At 45.7% G+C, this 12,653-nt stretch carries 10 protein-coding genes; 3 read left to right on the forward strand and 7 right to left on the reverse strand.

Features of this window, described 5'->3' with window-relative positions; translation table 11 throughout:
* Positions 1-34 precede the first annotated feature (34 nt).
* Positions 35-2,638, forward strand: coding sequence for a bifunctional aconitate hydratase 2/2-methylisocitrate dehydratase (acnB, locus tag PSBA01_RS10050; RefSeq protein ID WP_186474197.1), 2,604 nt, complete (start codon positions 35-37; stop codon positions 2,636-2,638).
* Between the two features lie 244 nt (positions 2,639-2,882).
* Positions 2,883-3,326 carry a PACE efflux transporter gene (locus PSBA01_RS10055; protein WP_186474198.1) on the forward strand — a complete coding sequence of 148 codons (444 nt, stop codon included), beginning with the start codon at positions 2,883-2,885 and terminating at the stop codon, positions 3,324-3,326.
* A gap of 120 nt (positions 3,327-3,446) precedes the next feature.
* Here the strand turns inward: PSBA01_RS10055 and PSBA01_RS10060 are convergent, their stop codons facing one another.
* Positions 3,447-4,244 carry an enoyl-CoA hydratase/isomerase family protein gene (locus PSBA01_RS10060; protein WP_186474199.1) on the reverse strand — a complete coding sequence of 266 codons (798 nt, stop codon included), beginning with the start codon at positions 4,242-4,244 and terminating at the stop codon, positions 3,447-3,449.
* A gap of 372 nt (positions 4,245-4,616) precedes the next feature.
* On the opposite strand from PSBA01_RS10060, the gene PSBA01_RS10065 reads away from it, so the two are divergent.
* Entirely contained in the window at positions 4,617-5,429 is an 813-nt protein-coding gene (locus PSBA01_RS10065) for an alpha/beta fold hydrolase (RefSeq protein WP_186474200.1), read from the forward strand.
* 129 nt (positions 5,430-5,558) lie between these two features.
* Here PSBA01_RS10065 and PSBA01_RS10070 read toward each other — a convergent pair whose 3' ends face one another.
* The 6 genes from PSBA01_RS10070 to PSBA01_RS10095 form a co-directional block, all read right to left on the reverse strand.
* A complete protein-coding gene (locus tag PSBA01_RS10070) occupies positions 5,559-6,638 on the reverse strand; it encodes an HpcH/HpaI aldolase/citrate lyase family protein (protein ID WP_186474202.1) in 1,080 nt (359 codons plus the stop codon).
* A gap of 69 nt (positions 6,639-6,707) precedes the next feature.
* The gene (locus PSBA01_RS10075) at positions 6,708-7,889 is read right to left on the reverse strand and encodes a cysteine protease StiP domain-containing protein (RefSeq protein WP_186474204.1); all 1,182 of its coding nucleotides are present in this window, start codon (positions 7,887-7,889) and stop codon (positions 6,708-6,710) included.
* Between the two features lie 102 nt (positions 7,890-7,991).
* Entirely contained in the window at positions 7,992-8,810 is an 819-nt protein-coding gene (locus PSBA01_RS10080; RefSeq protein WP_186474205.1) for an HAD hydrolase family protein, read from the reverse strand.
* 42 nt (positions 8,811-8,852) lie between these two features.
* Positions 8,853-10,169, reverse strand: coding sequence for a phosphoribosyltransferase domain-containing protein (locus PSBA01_RS10085; protein WP_186474206.1), 1,317 nt, complete (start codon positions 10,167-10,169; stop codon positions 8,853-8,855).
* Between the two features lie 48 nt (positions 10,170-10,217).
* The gene (locus PSBA01_RS10090) at positions 10,218-11,306 is read right to left on the reverse strand and encodes an NYN domain-containing protein (protein ID WP_186474207.1); all 1,089 of its coding nucleotides are present in this window, start codon (positions 11,304-11,306) and stop codon (positions 10,218-10,220) included.
* A gap of 60 nt (positions 11,307-11,366) precedes the next feature.
* Positions 11,367-12,590, reverse strand: a complete 1,224-nt coding sequence (locus PSBA01_RS10095; protein WP_186474208.1) for a S1 family peptidase — start codon at positions 12,588-12,590, stop codon at positions 11,367-11,369.
* Positions 12,591-12,653 lie beyond the last annotated feature (63 nt).

Genomic DNA, 12,653 nt, shown 5'->3' on the forward strand with positions numbered 1-12,653 from the left:
ATTGTGCTAACCCCAACTGACGAGGACGACTATTGTGTTAGAAGCTTATCGTAAACATGTCGAAGAACGTGCCGAGCTAGGAACTGTACCGCTACCACTGAATGAAAAGCAAGTAGCAGAATTGGTTGAACTATTAAAAAACCCACCAGCAGGCGAAGAAGCGTTCTTAATGAACCTGCTAGAAAACCGTATTCCTGCTGGCGTTGACCAAGCTGCTTACGTTAAAGCTGCATTTTTGGCTGCTATCTTAAAGGGCGAAACCTCATCACCACTTATCAGTAAGAAAAAAGCGGTCGAAATCCTAGGTACGATGCAAGGTGGCTACAACGTACAGCCATTGGTCGCCGCGCTTGATGACGAAGAGGTTGCTCAAGAAGCAGCTGATGCGCTAAAGAAAACCTTGCTCGTGTTTGATGCATTCAACGATGTCACCGAAAAAGCCGAAGCGGGTAACGCTTTTGCAAAAGAAGTAATTCAGTCTTGGGCTGACGCTGAGTGGTTTTTGAATCGCCCAGAAGTACCAAAGAAATCAACTTATACGACGTTTAAAGTCACAGGCGAGACCAACACTGACGACTTGTCACCAGCCCAAGACGCATGGAGCCGCCCTGATATCCCATTGCATGCACTTGCTATGCACAAAAACTCTCGTGACGGCATTACTGCTGACGAAGAGGGCGTGCGCGGTCCAATGAAGCTTATTGATGAGCTCAAAGAAAAAGGCCACCCACTTGCGTACGTTGGTGACGTCGTCGGTACCGGCTCTAGCCGTAAGTCTGCGACCAACTCAGTGCTATGGCTGATGGGCGAAGATATTCCGAACGTACCAAACAAACGCGGCGGCGGTCTGGTACTGGGTAACAACATCGCACCGATCTTCTTTAACACCATGGAAGACTCTGGCGCCTTGCCAATCGAAAAAGTAGCGGTCGATAAGCTAAACATGGGTGATGTGTTTGACATCTATCCGCATGACGGCAAAATCACCAAGCATGACTCAGACGAGATCATCTCAGAGTTCAAACTAAACTCGCCAACGCTACTTGATGAAGTGCGTGCTGGTGGCCGTATTCCATTGATCGTTGGTCGTGGTTTGACCAACCGTGCGCGTGAGTACATGGGTCTTGGTCACTCAGACGTGTTTGCTAAGCCAGAAGAGCCAGCTGATACGGGTAAAGGCTTTACGCTAGCGCAAAAAATGGTTGGTAAAGCGTGTGGCCTAGAAGGCGTACGTCCAGGTATGTACTGTGAGCCTAAGATGACTACGGTCGGCTCTCAGGATACGACTGGCCCAATGACACGTGACGAGCTAAAAGACTTGGCATGTTTGGGTTTCCAAGCGGATCTCGTGATGCAGTCATTCTGTCATACTGCGGCTTATCCAAAACCAGTTGACGTTGAGACTCAGCACACACTACCTGACTTTATCATGAACCGTGGCGGCGTCAGCTTACGTCCAGGTGATGGTATCATTCACTCATGGTTGAACCGTATGCTACTGCCAGATACCGTTGGTACTGGTGGTGACTCACATACTCGCTTCCCAATGGGTATCTCGTTCCCAGCGGGTTCTGGTCTAGTTGCTTTCGCAGCGGCAACTGGTGTGATGCCACTTGATATGCCTGAATCTGTCCGTGTTCGTTTCGTTGGTGAGCGTCAGCCTGGTATCACCTTGCGTGACCTCGTACATGCGATTCCTTATCAAGCGATCAAAGAAGGTTACTTGACGGTTGATAAGAAAGGTAAAATCAACGAGTTCAACGGCCGTATTCTTGAAATCGAAGGCCTAGAAGATTTGACCGCTGAGCAGGCGTTTGAATTGTCTGATGCCTCAGCTGAGCGTAGTGCGGCTGGTTGTACTATCACGCTATCAGAAGCGTCAGTGACTGAGTACCTAAACTCAAACATCACGCTGCTTAAGTGGATGATCAGTGAAGGCTATGGCGATGCGCGTACCATCAGCCGCCGTATCGAAGCCATGCAAGAGTGGCTTGCGAACCCAAGCCTCATGCGTGCGGATGATGATGCTGAATATGCTATCGACATCACTATCGATATGAGCGAGATCAAAGAGCCTATCCTTTGCTGCCCGAACGATCCAGATGATGCCAAGACCTTGGCAGACGTGGCTGGTGATACCATTGATGAAGTATTCATTGGTTCATGTATGACCAACATCGGTCACTTCCGCGCGGCAGGTAAATTGCTACAAGACGTACCAGCAGGTAGCCTCAAGACTCGTCTATGGATTGCACCGCCTACTAAGATGGATGCACGCCAGTTGATGGAAGAAGGTTATTACAACGTCTATGCACAAGCCGGCGCTCGTACTGAAATGCCAGGTTGTTCACTATGTATGGGTAACCAAGCACGTATCGCACCAAAATCGACGGCGGTGTCAACATCAACGCGTAACTTCCCGAACCGTCTGGGTCAAGGCGCGAACGTATATCTCGCGTCTGCAGAGCTTGCAGCAGTCGCTGCAGTACTCGGTAAACTGCCGACTAACGATGAATATCAGCAGTACGCTGGCATGCTAAATAGCATGGGTGATGAAGTCTATCAATACATGAACTTCGACCGTATGGAAGACTATACGGAAGAAGCAGATAAGATTAACGTTGCTCAGTTGAGCTAGTCTTGGTTGACGCTTGAGTTAAACGTTTTTTAATAAATAAAAACCCCGTATCGTGATGATGCGGGGTTTTTGTTATGAAGGCACCAGCTGATTTTTTATACTATCTTATGTATAATATAAGGGCAGGCGGAAACCGTGGCTCTGCACTTCACTTACCTCTTTTTTATCTTTTCTATCTCGGGACGGACCGATACTTTGATACGCACTTCTTTGTTTAAGAACAGGTGCTTTGGAGTCTTGGTTGATGATTACGTTATCACCTCTCAAACGTCGTATTGTCTACGTAATTGTGTTCGAGATTGTCGCAATTATCTCTTCTACCTTTGTATTGATGAAGCTCAGCAATAGCGAGGCATCGGACTCTCTACCTGTCGCGATGATGGTATCGCTGGCTGCCATCATTTGGAACTTTGTATACAACACCGCTTTTGAGACTTGGGAGGAGCGCAGGCAAATAGCAGAGCGCACGCTGCTTATTCGTAGTGTTCATGCCTTTATATTTGAAGTCGGTTTGGTTTTGATCTGCTTACCGTTATACATGGTCTGGTATCACGTTGGCTTGCTGCAAGCGTTTATGATGGAAGCCGCCTTACTGGTATTTTTCCTAATTTATAATTTCGTATTTACCTTTATTTTTGACAAGATATTTACCTTACCGTATCACTATAAGTCAGCGTCTGCTTCTTAACCGCAGACATAAACGAAAAGAGGGCTACCATATTGGCAGCCCTTTTTTTTGATACTATAAAAAGCGAGTTATTTGGTTATGAATAAATTTAGCCGTCAAATCAACCTGCCTACTACTCAATCATTTACCTTGATAAACTGGTTTACGCTTTTCAATAAAGGCGCTGACGCCTTCGATAAAGTCATCGGTTTTTGCCATCATGGTCTGCTGCTCCACTTCCATATCTAATGCCTCGTTCAAACCCATAAACGCGTGCACATTGAACATATGTTTCATAGAGGCTAGGGCTTTACCTGGCAGCTGGCTCAATCTTAGAGCCAATGCTTGAACGGTGGCGTCTAGCTCTTCCACACTAACCACTTGATTGACCAGATTTAAGCGTGCCATATCTTCCGCTTTCAGCTTATCACCCAGCATCACAAGCTCAGTGGCTTTTGCTGCACCAACCAATTGATTCAATAAATAAATACCGCCTGCATCTGGCACTAAACCAATATTGACAAAGGCTTGGACAAACTTTGCATTATCCGCTGCGATACGAAAATCACAGGTAAGCGCTAAGTTCATGCCAGCCCCTGCTACGGCACCTTCTAATTTGGCAATGATGGGTTTATGGACATTACGTAGCTTTAAGCTGACTTCGCCTGCGCCTTCTACCATGCCCTTTAGTTTGTTTGAAATAATGTCCTTGTCCAATCCTTCAGATAACATCTCTTTGATATCACCGCCACTTGAAAAATTACCACCAGCGCCTTGCAAGATAATGACTCGTACTTGATCATCAGCCGCTGCTTTATCTAGCGCTATTAACACGTTGTTTTTTAGTGGCGTGCCAAACGCATTTAAGCTTTTTGGATCGTTAAACGTAATGGTGGCAATGTGATTATTCACTTGATAATCAACGATAGACTGTGACATTTGAGATTTCCTTATTTTCAATGACTGTGTTAAGCAGCTATTTTGGGTACCCGTATAAAAGACAGCGGGACAAATTGATGGTAATAAATAACGCAATGCTGATTACTATAGCAGCTTGCGCGCATTATAAAAGCAGGTTTTGTGGGCGCTTAAGACACATCTACATGGCGATTAGCTCTTTGAGTTGCTCGTATAAATTGCCATGCCTGTATGAACAAAAAGAGTGTATGAATAAGATACAGATAATACGCATGGTTCATAAAAAGGTGAGTTCCTGACTTATTAATAGATTATGCTACTATGCAGGTAGCGCGTTAGGTCATGCGCAGCCCAACTGATTAATCAAAGTTTTCACCAAACAAGGAAGTGATTATGCCAACGATAAAAGTCAACGATGTCGATATCTATTATGAAGACAGCGCGCCCAATGACACGCAAAAACCCGTTATCGTGTTTGCCCATGGTCTGCTGTGGAGCTCGCAGATGTATGACAAGCAAGTAGAGTATTTTCAAACCGATTATCGCTGCATTGCGTTTGATTTTCGAGGGCAGGGTCAGTCACAGATTACCAAATCTGGCTATGATATGGAGACATTGACTGAGGATACACTTGGCCTAATTGACGCACTCGCTATTGCTAAATGTCATTTTGTTGGGTTATCCATGGGCGGGTTTGTCGCTCAACGTATTGCGCTTAAGCGACCGGATTTGCTGTTATCACTCGCGCTACTTGAGACATCAGCTGATCCTGAAGACCCAAAAAACATTCCTGAGTACCGCAAACTGGTCAAAGCCATTCGTTGGCTAGGGATGAAGCGTGTGAGCAAAAAAGTCATGCCCATTATGTTTGGCAGTACTTTTTTGGCCGACAAGCTGCGCAAATCTGATCGCAAACAGTGGCTGACGATGCTACAAAGTAATCGTAAGGGTGGTGTCGTTAAGGCGACAATGGGGGTCATCGATCGCACTGGCACTTATGAGCAATTGGGTAATATCACGACACCGACACTTATTGTCGTGGGTGATGAAGATGCCGCAACGCCTTACGCAAAGTCTGAGCGCATGCATTTTGCTATCGCTGGGTCGAAGCTTGCTATTATTAAAGGCGCTGGCCATACGTCGACAGTGGAAGAGCCTGATCAAGTGAACCGAGTGCTCAGTCAGTTTTTGACAAGCTGTGTGTAATGCTAAGCTGCTGAGGCAAATTCGCATAAAGTCAGACTGTTTTGGCAGTAGGTTATAACAATTCATAGAAAAGCCGCTACCAGTCATTGATAGCGGCTTTTTTTATCCTATTATGCTCAATACTGACGATTACATCCGTGAGCTATATTGGCTGTGGCCATCATCGATAGTGCCAAATGCTTCTGCACGATTGACGATTTCGGTTGCCCATGCCCGGTGGGTCGCAGGTTCTAGCATGGTATTGTTGTACTTAAATACGGCCTTGGCCTCACTATGTAGAATCGCTTGTGCTTCATCCAATGTACTTAGCGGCACACAGTAGGCTTGCTGCACCAGTGCAATTTGGCTTGGGTGAATGACCGTTTTACCGACCAGTCCCAAACTGACATCATGATTTAGCTCCTGCATAAAAAGGGTTGGCTGATCTAAATACTCAAATACAGGTGCGGTGAGATAAAAACCATGCGGTACAAAGCAGCCAAGCAGCTGATAGGCAAGGGTGCCGATAGGCGTATCATAGACAATGCTATTCTTTGGACGACGCAGGCGCAATGCGGCAAATAAGTCATTACCCCCGATACGTAGCGCAAATACTGGCTGACTAAACGCTTCTTTAAAGGCAATCGCCAGCTCTTGATTATGATGCGGATTGAATAATGCAGCCGTTTCGAGCGTCGGCATCAGCAGATGATCAACGCTGAGGTTCTGACAAGCCATGCGCCAATTGGATAAGCTATACATATCGACTTTTGGCATGACAAAACCATCAATGAGATCAATATGCGCATAATCAGCCAATTGCTGTAGCATCATTGGGCTACGCGGACGTATAAAAACCAGTGGACGCGTTGGGTGCTGTGCGTGAATAGCAGCGGCTCGGGATGGATCATTGATGCTATTGACATGCTCAGCCCACGTACCCAGCAGCGTGCGCAAACGCTCAAGCGCCAACTCCACATCCTCATGACTGACGGCATCTTCTAAACAGATAATAATACTATTGATCGTTGGTAGTTTGTCACGCTTAATCACTTGCCAGATGTCTTGGCGAGTGGCAGGCATATAGAGGCTCGCCCCTAGTTGGTAGGGATGGTGCGTGTGCGGTCTGACCATCGCATGACGCTCAGTAATCAGATGCGCATAAGACAGGGTATCATAGGACTGAGTGTCAAGGTAAGTCGCTGACTCGTTGTTTGTTATATCTGACATAATTGGCATCATAAATAGAGTGTAAAGGGCAAGCGTTCAATCGCGCTAGTGGTGCTCAAGCCAAAAGCATTAACTGTCTTTGGCTCGTTGCTTGATAAGGGTGATGGCTTGATAAGGGTGTATTTTATCACCTAATACCTCAATAGTGATGCCTCGCTGCGCACATAAATGACGCAGTAGTGCGGTATCGGGATGCGCCGCGGTCGCGAGCAATATACGCTCGGGATCGCGGCGCAAGATAGCGCGTGTTGCCTCGGCGATAGTCGGCTTAATACGGTTGCGATTGGTAATGTCATAGTCCGTGGCGAGCGCATCTATTAACGCTGCCGTCTGGTAGCGCGGCTGCTGATAGGTTGACAAACGCTTTGGAAGTGTGCTCAGTGAGCGTCTGGCTGCATCAACATGATCGATAAATGCCACGCTATGATCTGCGTCTATCAAATCCTCGTAAAAGACACTGCGATGGAGACCAGATGACGGCTCGGTGTATAGGCTGCGTGAAATCAGTCCTGATACGGTACTATTTAACAAACCCGATGGAATTAACCAATCTTCCGCGCTCGCCGCGAGCCAAGCAACGCCCGCTGGATCGGCAAGAGTCAGTAGCGGAATGACATCAGCACCTTGATGAAAAATATTGGCAAAGTTGGCATGAGCCGTGTCGCTAAATACGTCTAAGCTACGAGCCAGCTCTTTATAAATCGCGCCTTTACCTGTCCAGCCATCGACAAATACAATCGGACTGTTTGGGTAAGCGTCAAGCAGCATTTGTAGCGCTACAGGATCCAGCCCACGATCACGAATGATGCTGATACCATAATGTATACTTGGCAAATGATAGCTGCTATCTGTGTCAGATAACGCACGCTGCAATAGCACACCAATCGGCAGACCTGCCCGTACCAAGCTAATCAAGACTAGCGGATGCTCGTCACTGACATCATGACAAAAGACATGATGTAGGGTATGCGCTAAGCGTGCAATATCAGTTGCGGCTCTCTTGCCACCTTGCGCTAGTGCCTGTTGGTATAGCTCTTCATGCATCGCGGTAGGCGCTTGCTCCAAGGTCAACATATCAGAGTAGTGACGTTGCCCACTTTGAATGAGTGCCTCTTTTTGACTGACGGGCACATCAGCAACAGCGTCTTTATCGACGATATCGAGCAGGACGGTCACATCGCTGGCAAGGTAGCTACCTGAGCCGTAATTGTTTAGATTGGCTCTGTTGGTCTGTATGTTAGGTAAAGTCATAGTATGAATAATAGCACTCGTGATGATAAAAGAGAGGTTCTGTGTCTGTTTTTTGGCTAATTTTCTGGGCTGATGTTCTAGCCCAAATAATTAGACAGATGGCTAAGACGGATACTGCTCATGCATCTGACCGCGGCTTGGCATACCGTACCAGTCAAGCAGCTGCAAAAAAGGCAAATCTGCCAAGCTATCACCAAAACCAAAACTGGGACGCTGATGGTCTAAATGATTGTCTAATAAAAACTGTACAGCATGGCGCTTGTGTACCGCGTGCGGTAATATCGCTAGATTATTGGCATTCACATGCACATAAAAATCTTGCTCAAAATCGCGTATTAACGTGGGCAGTTTTTTGGCCAGTTCAACTAATGCTTGATGGTCTTTTTGCGCGTGTTTGATCGCTAGATAAATCGTTAATTCTTCATTTACAGACCCATTATTAAAGCTATCGACATGCGGCGTAAATACCAAATGACTCTGCTCACTTTTGCTATGACTAGCAAACAGCTCGCTTAGTTGGTTTAACTTATCTTGCAACGGTGCAAGCTTGCTATGCATATGTTGCTGCCACGCGCTTAGTAACTGCCCATCAGCCGTTAAAATAATGGCACCATGGGTCAATACTTGCCAACTGTCGAATGGTAGTTTCACGCGTTTGATCTCACTGCGGTCACGTGCTGTTACTACGATTAATTCAGTGCTATTGAGTAGCCAATTAAAAAAAGTCGCTTGGCGCTGACTCATAAAGCTTAGTGGCTCGTTTTGCTTATTGACCGTCGCACAAACCAAGTATTCTGGCTCTGCAGTCGGGACTTGCCAAGCATCAATCTTGCGCTGGGTTTGAAAAAGTGTATCGTCCAAATCCATTAAGGCATAGGGTTTGATAATATCGGCGCTGGGCTTGAAAAATGGGATAGTCATGACGTCGTCCATAAACAGTAAGTATGAAAGTTAAAGAATGGTTTAAATTGTCGGACTTACCACCAACACATTATTCAAACCGCGCCACATCGCATCGACGCTATCAGCAGCTGTCTCCACACACAACACAATCAACTCCCACTCGTCAGGGTCAACATTATAAGCAAAGTTGGTCATGCCAAGCCCATAATTATCATGAAAGCTCAGCATCGTAGTAATGGCGCCGCCAAGCGCAATCGGTGAGCGAGTTAATGCACTAAATTTCACGATAGCATTTGTGTCAGCTTTGAGGCTTTGAGATGTTGTCTCAAGCCATTCCGCCAACAAAAACGGCAACCAAACAAACTCATTGCTACCCAACACCAATATTTTTTTGGGCAATTGAGTGACATCAAAGCTGTCTTGATTATGGAAGCTTGCAAATGCAGCCTGAAAGCTCGAAAGATAGTTATTAAAGCCATCTGTGCTATTTAATGTGGGAAAACGTCCCCAGTTACCTGTAAATCCAAGCGCTTGACTACCAGCGGCAGTGGTATCAACCGATGGCATGGTGATAGGCTCTGGGTTGGGCGCGTCTGTCCATTGCCATGCGCCTGACAGTAAGTGATGGCGATGAAACTCAATACCAGTTAAGCGATCTGCCATACGCGCAGGCATAATGTCATCTGTCTGCTGGTTTGTATTTTCTTGATCCAATGACCAATCAACCAAAGTCGTTAGATGTACTTGCTCTAGCTGAGTGAGCCCTGCATCACGTAAGGCCGTGACGACATTGACACAAGTATTGCCTGTTGATGCTTCATCATCGACCATAATCAGCGTTTTGCTAGCGAGTAGCTGCTCTTGCGTGACGCTATCTGTACTTTGATAAATTAAATGCTGGCTGGCATGACTGTGATCTTCATTAAACGTTGTTAGTAACGCTTCGGAGTTATTGTCACTATGCTGCGTGTGACGCGTAGAGTTTAGCAATAACGCATTTGGATAACGTGTTTGTAGCGCTTGATGCACGCCAGCGGATAGACCCACTGCTGTCTCTGCCATACCAATAACTAAAATTGGCTTGGGCAAATCGCTAGGAACTAAATTGGCCAAGTCAGTAAACGCATCTCGCATCGTGCTGGGTGCCACGGGGATATGACGGCCCAATACTTTTGAGACAAACAAAAACGCCCGTTTTGGATTAATACGCTGAGCAAAACCAAGCAGATCTTCTAATTGATAACTGTCGTTTTGTTTCAGGCTATTTTTGTTAGCCATTGAGTTGGTCTGATAGGTCAGATCAAGGGTGCCGCGAGGTAGGGTGATGCTGCGTTTATAGGTTTTGTTAGAAGTTATATCTTGATTTGTATCATTCATTATTTCTTGTTGTCCTATGTATTATCAGATTTTGTTTGTTGCTAGTGTTTACTTAGCTTTATGACGTACATAGAGCGTAGAGTTTACCGTTTTGGTTTCAAATATTCCGATATTTCTAATCATGCTAGAGAGTCTGGCATAACCGTAATTTTTAGGATCGAAATTTGGGTAGTGTGTTTTTATGGCGTTGCCAATCAAACCGAAATTCACCCAGCGCTCGTGGTCGGCTTTCGGGTGATCGATAATGGAAGCACGCAGACTATTTAATAATTTTGTATCACATTTTAGGCGACTCTCATTCCATGTTGACGTGACATTGCCGTTTGGTGCTACACTGGAAATTGGCAATGTACCATTTTTTAGTTTAATAGAAATGACTTTGTTCACAGTACGGATGTCATATAACGCCATTGCTATAATTAATTCTGAAAACTTTGCATAGCCATATCTATCTAACTTGATATTTGTATGGTGTTGTTTAATCTGGCTGGCAAGATAAGATAAATTTGACCAGCCTTTGGCAGAATTTGGGTCTTCTTTTATCAGCTTGTTTAATATGCTAATAAGATGTGTCTGCTTTTGAAGTGCTTTGGTTGTCCATTTTTCGGGTGATGTTTTGGATTCGGCGACAGGCAGCAATGGTTTTGTCTTAGTATCAAAGCTAGGCGTGTCTTTGTGCTCGCTAATGGGCAGTGCTTTTGGTAAAGGTACTAGATCCTCCACGTAGTAAAAACTGTCACAGGCTTGTGTGAATGCTTTAACGGTCTGCTTTTTACCGAAACCAAAGACTTTGATACCATTTTTTCGTATGCGTAACGCCAAAGCAGTGAAGTCACTATCACTAGATACTAAGCAAAAACCGTCATAATGACCACTATGTAATAAGTCCATAGCTTCAATAACTAGACCAATATCAGTCGTATTTTTACCTTTAGCATAGGCGAAATGTTGTATTGGGTCGATAGCGTGTTTTAAGAGTGCTTCTTGCCAACCTTGAATATGTACATTGCCCCAGTCACCATAGACTTTTTTGCAAGTAACATTACCGATACTCTCTATCTTACGTAAAATATAATTAATGTTATTAGCTGAAGCATTATCGGCATCGATAAGAACGGCTATGTTGTTGAGTTTCATTGATATAACAGTCCTTGATTAATACCGTTTTTCTTTTGATCTTATCATTGTAGTATGTCGTTAACCCTGACAGCCTACCAGCCATAATGCACTGCGACTTTGCTTGCTTAGTTGCGGTGTGGTCAGAGGCGTGGCGCTTGACGAATCAGCCTTACTCTCCAAACTGATCCCAGCGCTCGCAAGCAGCGCAGATAATAACTGAAATTTCACCGCATAGTTCATGTTTTGGGCGTGTTCATGAACGAGACTGGCAGTCACCATGCCGACGACCTCACCAGTTGGTAGTAGTAAAGGACTACCACTAGAGCCTGGTTGAATGGGCGCGGTAAACTGAAGGTAACGAATATCATCGTTTAAGCCCGTTAGCCCTGAGATACAGCCTTGTGTGACTTGTAGTTGACTGCTTAGCCCTGATAATGGAAATCCTAATGTAGTAATGGTCTCACCCAATATGTCACTGCATTGCTGTGCCAATGGTATATGGCTGGGCAGGGGGTCGCTGACTCTGATAATAGCGGAGTCGCTACCGATATCACTGAGCACGACTTGTGCCTCGCGATCAGGCTGACCTTGCTGACGTATGCCAATCATTTGAGCCGACTCAATCACATGATAGCAGGTAAGCAGGTGGTACGGATCAATGGCAAACGCCGTCCCTGTCCATGTCTCACCTGCCTGCACGTGACGAGGCGGACGCATTTCATTGTGAGGGCAGGCTTGCTGTTGCTGTGCTGCTTGGATACGTGCATGTGTGTTGGGTGGACGAACATCAAGACTGACTTGTACTCGCTGCTCAAGACTCGTCAAACCTTGGGTCGAAGCTTCGCCAAGCGCCCGACATTTAAACTGTCCATTCCGCTGATATATCTCTAATATAATCGCAGCTTTGACGTGGCGTTCGCGCGCTGTAAAGTCGTAGCGAAGTGCACCATCATTCAGTGTTAAGCAAACATTGCTTAGCTCAACCGCAGGCAAGTTCAGGCTAGGCTCATCGTAAGCATAAGCAATCAGCTGTAAAAAATGCACACCTTGTTGCTCAAACAATTTGAGTAGATTAAGCTGCCATTTGCTTGGGTTATTGGTATCATCTATCGTTGCCCAGTCTTTGGGCTCATGTAAATAAGCAGGGCTACAAACGGCCTGACGATTGGCATCTAATGGCAACCAAAGTAGCCCAAGCTGCTGTCCAAATTTAAGCGGAGAAGCGCTAGAAAATGCGACCGAGCAGCGCACGTCTGCGATAACAGCATTGGCGCCTAACACGAGTGTGGTCTGTGCTGTCATCGTCTACCTCTTGTTAGATATATACTCGGTTGTCAGTCGTTCTTTATGTTGCCTGCTTATTTT

The sequence above is a fragment of the Psychrobacter sp. KCTC 72983 genome, from assembly GCF_014280455.1.
Classification (GTDB): domain Bacteria; phylum Pseudomonadota; class Gammaproteobacteria; order Pseudomonadales; family Moraxellaceae; genus Psychrobacter; species Psychrobacter pacificensis.